Origin of the sequence: Corynebacterium sp. HMSC036D02, from assembly GCF_001836165.1 — a bacterium.
In the GTDB taxonomy this organism is placed as follows: domain Bacteria; phylum Actinomycetota; class Actinomycetes; order Mycobacteriales; family Mycobacteriaceae; genus Corynebacterium.
This window is the reverse complement of the sequence record NZ_KV827675.1, coordinates 1-16,238: the sequence shown is the minus strand read 5'-3', so window position 1 is coordinate 16,238 and position 16,238 is coordinate 1. Positions and strand designations below refer to the sequence as shown.

The 16,238-nt window shown below is 60.9% G+C and carries 11 protein-coding genes; 6 read left to right on the top strand and 5 right to left on the bottom strand.

All coding sequences use genetic code 11. The annotated features are described in order from the left end of the window. Nucleotides 1-2: 2 nt before the first annotated feature. Genes hutG through HMPREF2743_RS05060 form a run of 3 tightly spaced genes read left to right on the top strand, consistent with a single transcriptional unit; the run spans nucleotide 3 to nucleotide 4,510 of the window. Nucleotides 3-971 carry a formimidoylglutamase gene (hutG, locus tag HMPREF2743_RS05070; protein ID WP_070818318.1) on the top strand — a complete coding sequence of 323 codons (969 nt, stop codon included), beginning with the start codon at nucleotides 3-5 and terminating at the stop codon, nucleotides 969-971. Between the two features lie 33 nt (nucleotides 972-1,004). Then, nucleotides 1,005-1,397 (top strand): (deoxy)nucleoside triphosphate pyrophosphohydrolase, encoded by a 393-nt coding sequence (locus tag HMPREF2743_RS05065; protein ID WP_070528905.1) that lies wholly within the window; start codon nucleotides 1,005-1,007, stop codon nucleotides 1,395-1,397. Beyond that, nucleotides 1,394-4,510 (top strand): DUF3427 domain-containing protein, encoded by a 3,117-nt coding sequence (locus HMPREF2743_RS05060; RefSeq protein ID WP_070818317.1) that lies wholly within the window; start codon nucleotides 1,394-1,396, stop codon nucleotides 4,508-4,510. Before HMPREF2743_RS05065 ends, HMPREF2743_RS05060 begins: the two co-directional genes overlap by 4 nt. Before the next feature lie 344 nt (nucleotides 4,511-4,854). Here HMPREF2743_RS05060 and HMPREF2743_RS05055 read toward each other — a convergent pair whose 3' ends face one another. After that, nucleotides 4,855-6,090 carry an MFS transporter gene (locus HMPREF2743_RS05055; RefSeq protein ID WP_070529501.1) on the bottom strand — a complete coding sequence of 412 codons (1,236 nt, stop codon included), beginning with the start codon at nucleotides 6,088-6,090 and terminating at the stop codon, nucleotides 4,855-4,857. 94 nt (nucleotides 6,091-6,184) lie between these two features. On the opposite strand from HMPREF2743_RS05055, the gene HMPREF2743_RS12925 reads away from it, so the two are divergent. Next, on the top strand, nucleotides 6,185-6,706 hold the full coding sequence (locus tag HMPREF2743_RS12925) for a hypothetical protein (RefSeq protein WP_246824467.1): 522 nt from the start codon (nucleotides 6,185-6,187) through the stop codon (nucleotides 6,704-6,706). 77 nt (nucleotides 6,707-6,783) lie between these two features. Here the strand turns inward: HMPREF2743_RS12925 and HMPREF2743_RS05045 are convergent, their stop codons facing one another. The 3 genes from HMPREF2743_RS05045 to HMPREF2743_RS05035 all read right to left on the bottom strand — a co-directional run bounded on the left by HMPREF2743_RS05045 (nucleotide 6,784) and on the right by HMPREF2743_RS05035 (nucleotide 10,371). Beyond that, nucleotides 6,784-7,635: a hypothetical protein gene (locus HMPREF2743_RS05045; RefSeq protein ID WP_070818316.1), complete on the bottom strand. Its 852-nt coding sequence runs from the start codon at nucleotides 7,633-7,635 to the stop codon at nucleotides 6,784-6,786. 62 nt (nucleotides 7,636-7,697) lie between these two features. After that, nucleotides 7,698-8,573 carry a DNA primase gene (locus tag HMPREF2743_RS05040; RefSeq protein ID WP_070528915.1) on the bottom strand — a complete coding sequence of 292 codons (876 nt, stop codon included), beginning with the start codon at nucleotides 8,571-8,573 and terminating at the stop codon, nucleotides 7,698-7,700. A gap of 76 nt (nucleotides 8,574-8,649) precedes the next feature. Continuing rightward, nucleotides 8,650-10,371, bottom strand: a complete 1,722-nt coding sequence (locus HMPREF2743_RS05035; protein ID WP_070818315.1) for a carboxylesterase/lipase family protein — start codon at nucleotides 10,369-10,371, stop codon at nucleotides 8,650-8,652. A gap of 115 nt (nucleotides 10,372-10,486) precedes the next feature. On the opposite strand from HMPREF2743_RS05035, the gene HMPREF2743_RS05030 reads away from it, so the two are divergent. Next, nucleotides 10,487-11,254: a hypothetical protein gene (locus tag HMPREF2743_RS05030; RefSeq protein ID WP_070743913.1), complete on the top strand. Its 768-nt coding sequence runs from the start codon at nucleotides 10,487-10,489 to the stop codon at nucleotides 11,252-11,254. Between the two features lie 153 nt (nucleotides 11,255-11,407). Then, nucleotides 11,408-15,109: a multifunctional oxoglutarate decarboxylase/oxoglutarate dehydrogenase thiamine pyrophosphate-binding subunit/dihydrolipoyllysine-residue succinyltransferase subunit gene (locus HMPREF2743_RS05025; RefSeq protein WP_070528925.1), complete on the top strand. Its 3,702-nt coding sequence runs from the start codon at nucleotides 11,408-11,410 to the stop codon at nucleotides 15,107-15,109. A 707-nt stretch (nucleotides 15,110-15,816) separates the two neighbouring features. Here the strand turns inward: HMPREF2743_RS05025 and HMPREF2743_RS05020 are convergent. Next, the coding region (locus HMPREF2743_RS05020; protein ID WP_141761396.1) for an LPXTG cell wall anchor domain-containing protein at nucleotides 15,817-16,238 on the bottom strand (422 nt) is incomplete at its 5' end.

Genomic DNA, 16,238 nt, shown 5'->3' with positions numbered 1-16,238 from the left:
CCATGAACACCGTTGATGCCCCCGCCTACTCCCCTGCCCCCGAGTGGTCCGGCCGCTCCGATGGCCCGGGCCCCGAGCATGCGCGGTGGCACAGCGTGGTTCGCCCGCTGGACGTCGCCAAGCCCCAGGCAGAACCCGGCGTCGCACTCCTTGGTTTTGCCTCCGACGAGGGCGTTGAGCGCAACCATGGCCGCCCCGGCGCGGCTGCGGGCCCGGCCGCTCTGCGCGGTGCCCTGGGTTCCCTGGCGCTGCACCATACGCACCCGCTGTACGACGCCGGCACGATCACCACCCAAGGCACCGACCTGGAGGGCTCCCACGAGCGCCTCTCCGACGCAGTGGAATCACTCTCACGCGCCGGGCACCTGCCCATCATCCTCGGCGGCGGCCATGAAACTGCCTTCGGCTCTCACCGCGGCGCCTTCCGCGCCCTAGGCCCTCTGCAGATCATCAACTTGGACGCGCATTTCGATCTCCGCACCGCGGACGTGCCCACCTCCGGCACCCCGTTCAAGCAGATTGCTGACCTGGCGGGCCGCGAGGACTTCGACTATTCCGTCCTGGGAATCTCCCGCCCCAACAACACGCCGGTGCTTTTCGACGAAGCCGCCGCCCTCGGCGTCACCGTCGTCCTCGACGAGGAATTGCTCAACATGAACCGCACCCAGGTGCGCGACACCGTCGCGCGCATCTGCTCCGGCACCAAGCCCATCCACCTCTCCATCGACTTGGATGTCCTGCCTGCCGACCAAGCACCAGGTGTCTCCGCCCCCGCCGGCCTCGGCGTGCCGTTAAACATCATCCGGGAACTCGCACTCACCATCGCCGCCTCGGGACGCCTGGCGCTTGTCGACGTCGTCGAGCTCAACCCCACCTTCGACACCGACAACCACACCGCCAAGCTGGCCGCGCGGTTGATTGATGACATTGTGACGGCGCATTTTTCTGCCACCACGTCCGCGAATTCCTAGATAAGACCGGGGCCAGCCGGCATACTAGTGCCCATGAGTTCACCGATTCGTGTTGTCGGAGCCGTCTTCGTCGACGGCAATCGATTCCTAGCTTGCCGCAAAGCTGCAGGAAAGTCCCTAGCCGGCATGTGGGAATTTCCGGGTGGCAAAATTGAATCGGGCGAAACCCCGGAGCAGGCGCTCGCGCGTGAGATCAAGGAAGAGCTTTCCGTAACCGCAACCGTTGGTGACGAGGTCACCACGACGGTCTATGAGTACGACTTCGCCACCATCGAGCTTACGACGTTTCTGTGCCGCATCGAGTCCGGTGAACTAACCCTTAGTGATCACGACGAGACGCGTTGGGTAACCCCTGCCACGGCACGGGAACTCGACTGGGCTCCCGCAGACATCCCCGCCGTCAAACTCATTTCTTCGCGCCTATGAGCTCCGAATCCATCCTGCCCTTCGGCATCTACGAAACCCCGGTCACCGCTCGTATTCAGGAGCGAATCGAAGAAACAAAGAAGGCTCGCCCCACTGCTGCACTGGGCATCGCACACGAATCCAAGAAGGACGTAGACCCGCGGTTCGCGGCGGCAGTGTCCCAGCATTTCGCCAAAGCACTTGAACAAAAACTCACCGAGATGACGAAGGCGGAAGACCGCGTTGCCCTCATCAATGCGCTAGCACAACATCTTGGTGCAGATGAGTCCATCTCCGCAGAACAGCTGCTCTACGCCATCTATCGATCAGAGCATGAAGAGCCACCAGAGCTTCCGGAAGTCTCGCTCAACTCCAGTGCCTTGTTTACCAACAGCGTGGACGATACCAATATGTCGGTCGAGATTGCCCGCGAGATCCGAACGGCCGACTCCGTCGATCTACTGTGCGCTTTCATCAAGACTTCAGGCATTGCGGTCATCAGCGATGAATTGGAGTACCTCAGGGATCGCCAGATCCCGCTGCGCGTCATCACCTCGACGTACTGCGGGGCGACCGAAGCAGCCGCAGTGCGCCGCCTAGTGGAAGACTACGGTGCTGAAGTCCGCATTTGCTATGAGCACAAGAGCACACGCTTGCATGCCAAGGCCTGGCTCTTTCGGCGCCAGTCTGGTTTTGACACCGCCTTCATCGGCAGCTCGAACCTCTCGCGCTCAGCGCTAGTTGATGGCTGGGAATGGAACGTCCGGGGCTCTCGTTCCTCCACGCCGGAGATCATTGAGAAGTTCATCAAGACCTTCGATAGCTATTGGTACGACAATCACTTCAAAACCTTTGTTCCGGGGAAGGACTACGCGCGCCTCAAGGAGGCTCTCGGCAGCGCCAAGTTCCTCGAATCAAAGCCCGGCGAAAAGCTCGAGCTATCTGGCCTTCGCGTCGAGCCCTACCCCTACCAAGAAGAGATGCTCGAAGCTTTAGAGTCCGAGCGCGAAGTTCACGATCGTCACCGCAACCTCCTCATTGCCGCCACCGGTACAGGCAAGACGGTCGTGGCCGCATTGGACTACCGCCGCCTGTGCGAGAAGCTGGGGCGCAGGCCACGACTACTTTTCATTGCCCACCGGCGCGAAATTCTCACCCAGGCCCAGCGAACGTACCGCGAGGTTCTTCGTACTGCTGGCTTTGGCGAGCTCCTCCTAAGCGGTGAGCAACCCGCCCAGTGGGACCATGTCTTCGCGAGCATCCAGTCTCTGCATGGCAAGCGCCTAGCCCAGATTGCGCCAGACCATTTTGAGGTCGTCGTCATTGATGAGTTCCACCACGCCGAGGCCGCGACGTACCGCGCTGTTTTGGACTACCTGCAACCACGTGAACTCCTCGGACTGACAGCCACACCCGAGCGCGGTAACGGCGAGAACGTCCAGAAGTATTTCGACTACCGCGTGGCCCATGAGCTTCGCCTCTGGGATGCGTTGCGCCTCCAGCTCCTCGCACCGTTGCACTACTACGGAGTCGACGATGATACCGACCTGACGAGCCTAACCTGGAACCGTGGAAAGAAGGACTACCAAGCTTCGGAGCTGAGCGAGTTTTATCTCAAGGCCGGAGAGAAGCGCACCAGGTTCATCATCAATGAGCTCAACCGTCGCATCTTCGATCTCTCCGAAATGAAAGCCCTTGGCTTCTGCGTGACCATCGCCCACGCCGAATACATGGCGGAGCAGTTCAACCTTTTCGGCATCCCTGCCCTAGCGGTCAGCAGCAGGCTCAACGTTGATGAGCGTCGTCGCGCCATCGAGCAGCTTCGCGAAGGCACTATCAAGATTATCTTCGCGGTCGATATTTTCAACGAAGGCGTCGACATTCCATCGATCAATACGCTGCTGCTTCTGCGTCCGACGCAAAGCCCGGTGCTTTTCGTCCAACAGCTTGGTCGAGGTCTGCGTCTCCACGAGGGAAAGAATGCCTGCACCGTCTTTGATTTCTTGGGCCTCCAGCACGAGGAATTCGATTTCGAAGAGCGCTTCAAGGTGCTTACCGCCGCTCGCGGAAAGAACCTCGCCAAGGAGGTAGAGCAAGGTTTCCCCACTGCTCCGCCGGGCTCCAACATCACCTTGGACCGTGTAACGACCGAGCGCGTTCTCAAGAACATCAAGCGCTTGGCCCGTAACTCCGTTAAGAAGATACGAGCGCTCATTTCTGATTACGGCACAACCGATCTCGCTAGTTTCATTAATAGCTCCGGTGTTCCTGTGGAAGATATCTACCGCCGCAAGGGCATTACGTGGACCACGCTGCTGCGCGACGAAAAGCTACTGCCCTCCAGCCCCGCAAACGAGCACGAAGAATTCCTTCTCAGCCGAATCCGCGTACTGTTGCACATCAATGACCCTCGCCGCGTAGCGGCCTATAGCCTCCTTGTTTCTCCGGACGGTCCCAACGAGAAGGAAATGACTCCCGAGCAAACCCGATATGCCACCATGCTCGTGTTGGCGCTGTGGGCTAACTCAAATACGACGGTGCCGGAATCCCTCGATGAGGCCCTGCGCATCATCCGTGCCTGCCCTTCCTTCATCGCTGAGGTAACGCAGATCATGCAGCTCACGCTCGACCGCTCCCGCGTCATTCCAGAGAAGTCAACGAACAGCGTCTTGGAAACTCACGCCGACTACAGTCTTGCCGAGCTCGTTGGAGCTTTGGACGATGGCCCGTTGCGCAAATTGGCAAATCTGCCGCGCGAAGGTGTACGGCGCTTCGACGCATCAAACACCGACCTCTTCCTGGTCACCTTCCAAAAAGACGAGAGTGTCAGTGCTTCCACAAACTACCGCGACTACCCACTGGCACCGGATCGCTTGCACTGGGAATCCCAATCCACCACGTCACTCAAGTCCGCGATGGCACGGCGCTACATCCACCATCATGAGCTCAACGGCAACATCATCATTGCTACGCGCTTCAACAAGAGGAACAAGGTGGACACTGCATCGGCATACACCTTCCTCGGCAATGTCGACTACGTTACGCATAGGGGCGAGAAGCCCATCCAGTTTGAGTGGAGCCTTCGCCGTGACATGCCTAAACAGCTTTATGCCGCTGGACGCACTGTGGCTTAAGTCTCACATAAATATAAATAATGAAGTTGACACCCCCAACTAACCCACTTTAAGATTTCCTTAGCAGATTAAGAAAAGTTCAGTCTCTAATGCCTTGGTGCGGAAGTGTGGAGGACGGTTATGGGAGCCGCGAGTGAGCGAAGCCGAAAGAGGTGGAGCCGCCCAGATAACGGGTCTGAAACTTCCGTCTATGGCTTTACGCGCTTTCGGGAGCGTAGCTTCAAAACTGGCACCACCCCGCGATGGGCTGCGTGTAGCAAGAAAGCGCGCCGCACCCACTAGGACTTAACAGCCCTGAAGACTCCGTCAGAAAACTACCGACGGAGTCTTCCAGTTTTTGCCCATTACCGCCGTGGGCGGTAGCGGCGGCGCAGGCCGCGCAGAATACCTGTTCTCTCCCCCAAGGTGTCGCGGCCGAAAACCCACGCCACGACGCCAACTGCAGCCACTACTGCACAGAAGCCAAAGGCAGTCTCAAACCCGTACTTATCCGCCAGCAGTCCAATGACGATGGGGCCCAGAATTTGCCCGAAGTCACCAGCCATCTGAAAAGTTGATAACACCTGGCCGCCCGAGCGCTGCGAGCCGACGATATCCGCCACGGCTGCTTGCTGTGAGGGGGCAATAAGGCCTGACGCCGCGCCTGACAGGGCGGAGAGGATGAGGAGGGAGACGATGTTCGTCGCCAAGCCCAGCGTGCCCACGAACAGAGCGGAACCCACGAGCCCCGCAACGATGAGCGGGCGGCGCCCCACGCGGTCCGACCAGGAGCCGGAGAACTGCAAGACAATGGCGTTGCCTGCGGCAAAGGCCGCTAGCGCAACGCCGGATGTGGATGCGCCGTTGGCGAAGATGGCGGCCGCGAACAGCGGGAGGACCGCCACGCGCACGCCCATGTTGATCCAGCCCTGGGCGAAGTTCGACGTCAGCACTGCGCGGTATGCAGTATCCGCCCAGGCTTCCTCCAAGCGCATTGGTGTTAGGTGACGCCGACGTTCATCGGCCTCGTTGACCGAGGGCATAAGGATCCACACAACGAGTGCGGCGATGGCCACGCCGACGCCGTAGATGAAGAAGGGCCAGCGGAATCCTAAGAAGGAGAGGCTTGCGCCCACGAGCGGGCCAATTACGTTACCAAGCAGGAAAGACGTGGCATAAGTGGCCGAACACCGTCCGCGAATGCTGGGCGGCGCCAGACGCACAATGAGCCCCATCGCCGCGACAGTGAACATCGTCGAACCAATGCCGGCGATAGTGCGCAGCGCGACGATCTGCCAGTATTCCTGCGCCACGCCCACCAGGCCGGTCGTCACCGCAACGGTGAAGAGACCCGTCACGTAGACGCGGCGCGTGCCCACACGGTCGATGAGGAACCCAGCGGCCGGAGCGAAGATGAGGCGGCTGGCGGAAAAGACGGAGACAACGAGGCCTGCTGCGGCCATTGAGACGTCGAAGCTGACGATGAACTGCGGCAGCAGCGGTGCAATGAGTCCGTACCCCAAGGCAATGATGAACCCGGCGGTGACCATGACCCAAATTTCCCGCGGGATTTTAACCTGCGGCGCAGCATTATTTTTCATATCGCCACTCACTGTATCCCACTCCGCCAAATCGTCGCACACGTGTTCGATACTCGTGGAGGGAATGTCCGCTCGGTTTTCTAGTGTGTGGGCCATGAAGAACTACAGCAGCATTTACCAATCCGTTCAGTCCCCGTCCACGCTCAGCCGCGGTGAGCTCACCGCGGAGATCCTCTACCACCACCATGAAACGCTTCGCTCCATCGAGAGCATCATCCGCCACCCACGCTCGCTCGCGCGGCCCACGCCGCAGTGGCGTCCACCATCGAAGGTGTTGCCACCAGTGGACATAGAGGGCGGCGAATCGCTACCGCTGACGTTTACTGTTTCACGCCACCGCGTGGGCGAGCGGGCCAAGGCCCGTGTGCTGGGCTATGGAGAAAAGCGCGTGCCTGCTTATCTCATTACCGTGCGCATCACCGATCCGACCGGACGTCCCGTCGCGCCCTCGTTAGCGGAAGCCTGGGTGCGGGCACTGGTCCCAGAGGAGCTTGTCTCCGCGGTGCATGAGATATCCAGCAGCAGTGCGGCGACGTTTGTGTGGCTGGTGGATAGCACCTATACCCCGGTGCATTCACCGCTCTCCCTCTTCGAAGGATTCAGCCAGGCTGCCTAGTACCTACTTAGCTCCTGTCCCATGTGGGTGTGTTCCGAGTGGGTGGAACTGCGCAGCTTTTAAAGCTCGTGAATCTTTTAGAAGTAGCGCTGCATCCGGCCCAAGAGGTTGCGGGGTGGTTCCTCATCAAGAGAAATCGAGAACCTGTCCTCCGTTAAGACACGGGCACGGGATCGGCGTGTCTCCGGGTAGTCATATAGACGGAGGATGGGCTGCGGCGCCAAGCGAATAGCTACGCAGACGACGAGGGCCGTGAATGTCTTATCAATCACGTCGGAGCTCAGACTCTGCAAAAGAACCGCCAGGCGCCCGTCATGCAAAATTAGCTCCCACAGCGCCATGAGCTTGATGGGTCCGCTTTGCCCATACTCACTGGGCAGGAGCAAGGTACACATCGTGGTCAATAGCCCGGCGACTACACCCACACCGGCGCCGGTGAGCATCATGACCAACATCCGCTTAAAGGCACCACGACGTGCCAGCCAACCAAATAGGTAGGCCACCACCACGGCCACCGGGAGGTACACCAAAAGCAGCGGGTTGTTGATGCTGGCCAAGCACGCAGTCAAGAGCGCCGTTCCCATCCCCAAGACGGGTCCGTAGACAATTGCCACGAATGCCGTGCCCATCATGTCCAGGTACAAGGGAATATTCACGTTAAAGATCAACGAGGAGAACACAAGGTTCACTGCCACCGCCAGCAACGGGTTAAGCAATGCGTGATGACCCAAAGAACGCCACTGTGCGGCAAGGAAGAGAAGGGCGCCGAGCAGGGTCAGGCACCACACACTGCTGGAGAGCACGGAGCCAAAAACATAGTCCCCGCTACCGTAGTTCGAATTCAGCAACAGGACCCAGGCCAGAGCCGCGCACACTAGTGCGGAGCCAACACACAGACGTTGACTCCGAGATGCCTTCTTGTCCGGCATGTGTTTTCGTCGCTCCTCATTAACGTAGGGAAAAGTACGCACTTACCCTACCCTGGGAGCTTTTAGTCCCCGGAGTCACCGTCGCTATCGGCGTCCTCTGTTTCGTCCTCGTCGTAATCATCGTCATCGTCATCAACGTCGTCGAAGAGAACGTCATCATCGTCATCGTCATCGGCGCCGAAGATGTCATAGACCTCGGGCTCGTCGAAGTCGGAGTCATCGATGCTAACCAGCTGGGCTTCCCAGTCCAGGGCTTGATCAGAAACCAGGCTCAGCACGTCAAAGAGACGGTCGAAGTCGGTGTAGGTGCCCAGTTCGAGAGCCTCGGCGGGAACCTCGATGATGGGGGCTAGCCCGCCCTCCTCGTCTTCCGCATCACCGAAGATGGCAACGCGCTCTTCCTCGCTCATGTCCTCCGGGGTACCGATCTCCCAGAGCTTGCTGATTGCCTCATCCTCTAGCTCATCGAGCTCTTCCTCATCGAAGTCGAAGGAGAGGAAACGCACGATTGCGCTCGGGACACCGTCGATGGTTTCCACCAGCACGCGCAGCTCCGAGTCGTTGGCCACCTCCGCCACGACGAGGTTCGGGTTGAACTCATCCTGGAGAAACTCCAACTCAGCGATGCGTTCATCGGTGCCCTCCAGCAGGTCACGCAGCACCGTCACCACCTGGTCGGTGGCGATGTGACGCGACACAGCCTCGACTGCATCCTCTACAGAGAACGCCACGGAAACTAAAACGGCCTCGAAGTCTTCATCGTCTTCATCCACATCGGCTGCGGCAATGTAAACGTTGGCCGCCGGCAGGATGGGGTCAATTTCCACAAACTGGATTTCCAAATCGGAGGTGATGGGCACGAACATCACATCGTCGTTGACGCGGGACTCAATGCCCTCCCCGTCCAGCGCAGAGGCGATATCTTCAAAAAAGCTCATGTGATTAACATCCGTCCATGTGGGAGTCTCACCCGGGCTGCTGCCAAGGCCCCACACATCTTACCTGCGATCCCCGTCAATAGCTCTCCTCATCGAGCAGGAATCCCAGTTCCTTCAGAATCTCCGGACGCCCGGTGCCCCACTCCAACATGTCGTAGGCCTCCCATGCTTGGCGACGCCCCTCCATCGGCGCCTCCTCCACGCGCGGCTCCACATCGAAAACCATGGTCGAGCGCTGCGGGGCGCGATATTGCGGCCAGTTTTCTAGAGGTGCGCCGTCCCGAATGAACTCGCCCCACTGCGCCTGCATGGTCTCGGTCACGTCCTCCATTTCGGCGGGCTTGGCAATGCTGTTCAGGAAGGAGACGCGCGATGCTCCCGGATCGCCAAAGATATTGGAGAGCTCCATCGAATGCATCGCCCCCAAGCCCAACCAGCGCAGTGCTGCCGGCGCGAAGTCGAAGCGGTACATCCACGTCGGATAGCGCCGCGCGTGTTCGGAGGCCACGCGGACGGTGGGGGCCCAGAAGAGGGCGTCGGTAAGCAGGTCCCCAAAGTCGCGGCGCGAGACCGCACCGCCGTAGGCCGCAATGACGTCCGGTGCGCTCTCCGGATCAAAAGAGGCCAAAAGCCGCAGGGCCGCGCGCTCCCGGGCACTCTGGCGTTGGAAGAGGAACTTTCCAAAGCTGGCCTCACCGGAGTTGGTTCCCACCAGCAGCGGCACCGGGTGTTGGTTGCCGTCCTCAAAGGCTTCGATGGGATGTTGCGGGATGAGGTCACCGTCGACAGTCGGCGCGTAGCAGGAGTTCAGGTACAGCAACTCGCCCGCGCGCCACATCATGGACTGACCGGAGCGCACCAAGTCCGCGAAATCCTCCCGACGCAGGTCATCCGCGGTGGTATCGCGCGGCAAGGCCATCTTGTGAACCAGCTCGCGGGCCCAAAACACCGACTGCGCCCGCGAATGAATCATGCCTATCGGCGGTGACTGCGCAATCGCGCGGTGAAACAGACCCTCGGCGCGCGGCACCGCCATGAGTGTCAGGACCGCCGCGCCGCCGGCGGATTCCCCCATGAGCGTGACGTTATCTGGGTCCCCGCCGAAGGCCGCGATGTTCTCGCGCACCCACTCCAACGCTAAGACCTGATCTGCCACAGCCGGGTTGGCGCAAGCCGCACCGCCAAGACTGCGGACGTCGAGATAGCCCAAGGCGCCCAACCGGAAGTTCACCGAAACATAGACAACGTCCATCTGGGCTGCGAACTCGAAGCCGCGCAGCATCAGCATGTGGGAAGAACCCACAATGAAACTGCCGCCATGCAAATACACCACGACGGGCAGCTTCTCCCCTGCCTTAGAACCCGATGATGTATCGGGCGAACCCGAATGGTGCGGCCGGACAACATCGAGGGTCAGGCAATCTTCTGAGCCCTCGATGCGGTCGGTCCAGGAGTACACCGGCTGCGGGGCCACGTGTCCGAACTCGCGGCAATCTCGGATTCCTTCCCAGGCCGGGGCAGGCCGCGGCTCCATGAAACGGTTGGCACCCGAGGTATCCGCGCCAAAAGGGATACCGCGCCACGAGCGCACCGGCGCGGAAATCGGGCGGTCCGGACGCAAGTCCTCCTCGATGCAACCGCGCACCCAACCTCCTGTGGTGAGCACCGTGAGATCGTCGGCAAGCGCGGTGCGTGCCGCCTCCTGCGCGGCGCGGGCACGGGCATGCAGGGATTCGGCAAGCAAGCGCGCTGCAGCTGCGCTGACCTCACACGAGGGGGAAGGCTCAAACTCGCTCATGCCTCATACCCTAATGCGCTAACCTGCTGGCGCGCTGAATAAAACGTTTTCGATACGGTGGTAAACATACTGTTCAAATTCACACGCAGTTTTAGTAAAGAAGTTAGGTGAGACAATGTTGGACAAGGTCTTTGGCAAGGACGACAAAGGCAAAGCAGTTAGTCGCCGGGAAGGATTGGTCGATCAAGCCGGCCCCGCAGAGGGCGTGGGCACCTTAGAGGTAGACGAGGCCAACCGCATTACTAAGGGATTCCTGGGGGCCATCGACAAAATCGTTTCTGTCCAATCCTCCGTCATCATCAACTATGTCGAGGGCGTAAAGAAGCGTAACCCCGACGCCAGCCCGGCAGAGTTACAAGAGCTCATTGACAAGCACTTCATGAACATCATCACCGGAACCGGTGCTGCCGCAGGCGCCTCCGCGGCTATCCCTGGCATCGGTCTGGTCACCGGCGCGGCCATTATCGGCGCGGAATCCCTGGTCTTCCTCGAAGCCGCCGCCTGGTACATCCTCGCCTCCGCGCACCTGCGCGGTGACAACATCCGGGATAAGGAGCGCCGCCGCGCGCTGGTCTTGGTGGTACTCACCGGCTCCCAGGGCAGCGCGCTGGTCGATACCTTTGTGGGGGATGCAACCTCGCTGTCTGGCGTCACCTCCGCTGCTACCCTCTCGCGTTTTTCCGGTCCGACCCTCAGCGGCCTCAACGGACGCCTGACCAAGCTGTTTATGAAGCAGGCCACCAAGAAGCTCAAGTGGGCATGGGTATCCAAACTGCTGCCAATGGGTGTAGGCGCGGTGCTGGGAACAACCGCCAACCGTAAATTGGGCCGCCAAGTTATTGACCATGCCGGAACCCAGCTCTCCCCCCTGCAGGGGGAGTAAAAGGCGGGAAACCCGCCCGGGATAGTGGGCAAACTTACAAGGGCCGTATCATAAGGGGAGACACTTTTCGGGGTGCCTTTCGCACCCGTGGATTGGCCTACTAGAGTCGAATAAAGACAAACTTAGAAGCACAGAAAGAGGCGAGCATCTGCCGTGAGCAACTCGAGCATCTATGGCCCGAATGCGTGGCTGATTGACGAACAGTTTCAGCAGTACTCCAAGGACCCGAACTCCGTAGACAAGGAGTGGCGCGAGTACTTTGAGGCCAACGGAGCACCGAAGGCGGCCGCACAGTCCAAGGCTGCGAACGCTCAATCCAGCACCCCCACCCAGAGGAAGAGCGCGGCACAGGCTGCACCGAAGAAGAACCAGGCTGAGGAGAAGGCTTCCTCCGCACCCGCGAAGGCTGCGAAGAAGACGGAGAAGAAGTCCGAGTCCCCGCTGGACCGAATCAAGGAAGCACCGGAGCCGGGCTCCCGCGTACTCAAGGGTATGTTCAAGGCAATCGCCAAGAACATGGACGAGTCCCTGGAGATCCCCACCGCTACCACCGTGCGTGACATCCCGGTCAAGCTCATGTGGGAAAACCGCGCGATGATCAACGATCACCTCAAGCGCACCCGCGGCGGCAAGATCTCCTTCACCCACATTCTGGGCTACGCGCTGGTCAAGGCCGTTCAGATCCACCCGGATATGAACGTGCGCTACGAGCTTCAGGACGGCAAGCCCACCGTTGTCCAGCCGGAGCACGTCAACCTGGGCCTGGCCATCGACCTTCCGCAGAAGGATGGCTCCCGCGCCCTCGTCGTCGCTGCCATCAAGGAAGCGGAGAACAAGACCTTCTCCGAGTTCATCGATGCCTACCAGGACATCGTTGACCGCTCCCGCAAGAACAAGCTGACGATGGATGATTTCTCCGGCGTCACCATCAACCTGACCAACCCGGGTGGCATCGGCACCCGCCACTCCATCGCCCGCCTGACCAAGGGCTCCGGCTCCATCATCGGCGTGGGCTCCATGGACTACCCGGCCGAGTTCGCCGGCACCTCCGCTGACCGCCTGGCAGACCTCGGCGTCGGCCGCCTGGTTACCCTGACCTCCACCTATGACCACCGCGTCATTCAGGGCGCGGAATCCGGTGAATTCCTGCGCACCGTGGGCCAGCTGATTCTGGATGATGCCTTCTGGGACGAGCTCTTCGAGTCCATGGGTGTTCCCTACCAGCCCTTCCGCTGGGCTGCCGACGTCCCCAACACGGGCGTCGACAAGAACACGCGCGTCATGCAGTACATCGAGGCCTACCGCTCCCGTGGCCACCTGCTGGCGGACATCAACCCGCTGGGTTGGAAGCAGCCGGGCCTGCCCTGGCCGGATCACCGCGACTTGGACCTGGCTACCCACGGCCTGACCATCTGGGATCTGGACCGCACCTTCAACGTCGGTGGTTTCGGTGGCAAGGAGACCATGACGCTGCGCGAGGTGGTTACCCGCCTGCGCTCCGCCTACACCCTCAAGGTTGGCTCCGAGTACGCCCACATCCTCGACCGCGATGAGCGCGGCTGGCTGCAGGAGCAGATTGAGGCCGGTATGCCGAAGCCGACCAACTCGGAGCAGAAGTACATCCTGCAGAAGGTCAACGCCGCTGAGGCCTTTGAGAACTTCCTGCAGACCAAGTACGTGGGCCAGAAGCGCTTCTCCCTGGAGGGCGCTGAGTCCCTCATCGCCCTGCTGGACTCCATCGTGGACACCGCCGCTGGCCAGGACCTCGACGAAGTTGTCATCGGCATGCCGCACCGCGGCCGCCTGAATGTTCTCTTCAACATCGTGGGCAAGCCGTTGGCGGATATCTTCGGCGAGTTCGACGGCAACTACAAGGGCGGCCAGATGGGCGGCTCCGGTGACGTGAAGTACCACCTGGGCGCAGAGGGCGAGCACCTTCAGATGTTCGGTGACGGTGAAATCAAGGTCACCCTGGCCGCTAACCCGTCTCACCTCGAGGCCGTCGACCCGGTCATGGAAGGTATCGCACGCGCCAAGCAGGACATCCTGGACAAGGGCGCCGAGGGCCACACTGTTGTGCCGATCATGCTCCACGGCGATGCATCCTTCACTGGCCTGGGTGTGGTCCAAGAGACCATCAACCTTTCCCAGCTGCGTGGCTACACCACCGGCGGTACCGTCCACGTGGTGGTCAACAACCAGGTGGGCTTCACCACCACCCCGGATTCCGGCCGCTCCACCCACTACGCCACCGACCTGGCTAAGGGCTTCGATTGCCCGGTCTTCCACGTCAACGGCGATAACCCGGAGGCTGTTGTCTGGGTGGGCAAGCTGGCGACCGAGTACCGCCGTCGCTTCGGCAAGGACGTCTTCATTGACCTCGTCTGCTACCGCCTACGCGGCCACAACGAGGCTGATGACCCGTCCATGACTCAGCCGCGGCTTTATGACATCATCGACGACCACAAGTCCGTCCGTGAGCGCTACACCGAAGAGCTCATTGGCCGCGGTGACCTCTCCGATGAAGAGGCAGAGGCAGCTGCACGCGACTTCCACGACCAGATGGAGTCCGTCTTCGCCGACCACAAGAAGGCTGAAGAGGCTGGCCCGAAGGAGCAGACTGGTATCACCTCCTCCCAGGAGCTGACCCGTGGTCTGGACACCTCCATCACCGCCGAGGAGCTCGCCGAGATCGGTGATGCCTACGGCACCCCGCCGGAGGGTTTCGAGTACCACAAGCGCGTGGCCAAGGTGGCCAAGGACCGCCAGAAGTCCTCGCGCGAAGGCGGCATCGACTGGGGCTGGGGCGAGCTCATCGCCTTCGGTTCCCTGGCTAACTCCGGCAAGGTTGTGCGCCTGGCCGGTGAGGATTCCCGCCGCGGTACCTTCACCCAGCGTCACGCCGTGGCCTTCGACCCGCGCACGGGTGAGGAGCACAACCCGGTTGCTCACCTGGCCGCGTCCAAGGGCAATGGCGGTAAGTTCATGGTCTACAACTCGGCCCTGACCGAGTTCGCTGGCATGGGCTTCGAATACGGCTACACCGTGGGCAACCCGGATGCTGTCGTGGCTTGGGAGGCACAGTTCGGTGACTTCGCCAACGGTGCGCAGACCATCATCGATGAGTACGTCTCCTCCGGTGAGGCCAAGTGGGGTCAGCTCTCCAGCCTGATCCTGCTGCTGCCGCACGGCTACGAGGGCCAGGGCCCGGACCACTCCTCCGCCCGCATCGAGCGCTTCCTGCAGCTGTGTGCTGAGGGTTCCATGACGGTGGCCCAGCCTTCCACTCCGGCTAACCACTTCCACCTGCTGCGCCGCCAGGCCCTCGGTGAGATGAAGCGCCCGCTGGTGGTCTTCACCCCGAAGTCCATGCTGCGTAACAAGGCCGCGACCTCCTCCGTGGCGGACTTCACTGAGGTCAAGAAGTTCCAGTCCGTTATCAACGACCCGAACTTCGTGGACCTCAACGGCAAGAAGGTCGGCGACACCGACAAGGTCAAGACCATCATGCTGGTCTCCGGCAAGCTCTACTGGGAACTGGCTAAGAAGAAGGAAGCCGATGGCCGCGATGACATCGCCATCGTGCGCGTGGAGATGCTCCACCCGATTCCGTTCAACCGCCTGCGTGAGGCTTTCGAGGCTTACCCGAACGCAACGCAGATTCGCTTCGTGCAGGACGAGCCGGCTAACCAGGGCCCGTGGCCGTTCTACAACGAGCACCTGCGCGACCTCATCCCGGACATGCCGGAGATGGCCCGCGTATCCCGCCGCTCGCAGTCCTCGACTGCGACCGGTAACGCGAAGGTTCACCAGATTGAGCAGAAGAACCTGCTCGAGGAAGCCTTCGACATCTAAAGGCGCTTAACGCCACAGGCGCTGGCACACTGCGCAGCGCCGAGCAAGGCCCCGGCCACCACGAACTCACAGCGAGTGTGGTGGCCGGGGCCTTTTCTTGCTTGTGTAACCCGGGTTGCCTCCCCTACCAGAGCACTACAGCCGCGCTGCGCGCCTATGCCCCTTTCACCAAACAGCCCTTCGCGCTCACCCAATCGCCCTTCACACTCACCCCACCGCCCCTCGCTTTCCCCTACTCGCCCTTGGCGCTCACCGGGAACGCCCGTGGTCAGCGATTCAGGCTCCTGGTGAGCGCGAAGGGAGACACGCATAAGAATCTCTTCTCAGAAAATCCACGAAATGTTGGGCAGAACTGCGCGAGGAGATAAAGCTGTGGCGAAACCTCTAAGCGGTCTTCGCATCCACCAGCGCGTTCGACCACGATGACGCCCCAGCTGCCGACGATCGCGGCAGAACCCACGGCAGCACTAAGAGAGTCGTTGAGCTGGACAGCGAGCTCCCCAATCTTGCTCACCTCGGGTCGAGTGGTGCTTCACGCCGAAAGCAGACAGACCTAACTCGATATGACCCCGAATTTCGAAAATGCTTTTCGACTGCCGCAGTGCAATTGATCAAAAAGAAACGCCCGAGCTATTGCTCGGGCGTTTACTCGTGGTCTACTCAACCACTGCCGTGGGGCCGGAAGGGCCCCTGCGGACACCTAGCGTTTAGGAGTCCTTGCGGCGGCTAGGACGCAGAATCAGAGCTGCACCAGCGATGAGTGCCAGCGCCACACCAATGAGGCCCAGGACGTTAGCACCGGTGTTGGCAAGCTTGCCAGACGAGGTGCTCTTGGAAGAGGCCGGGGTGCTCGTGGTCGCGCTTGGCTGGCTGCCCTGGCTCGGCTGAGCACTCGGGGTCTGCTCGGCCGTCGGCTGTGCTTCCTCGCTCGGTGCCTCTGGTGCCTTCGGCTCCTCAGGCTTCAGCGGCTCAACTGGCTTGGCCGGCTTCGTCGGCAGCTCCGGAAGGTGCGGAAGCTTAAAGAAGTGGGCCAATGCCGGCGGGATAATCACCAGCGGGATGAGCGGCCACAGGCTGCTGAGGTTCGGGATGGTCGAGGTGCCTGGCTTGTCCGGGTTGCCTGGCTTGT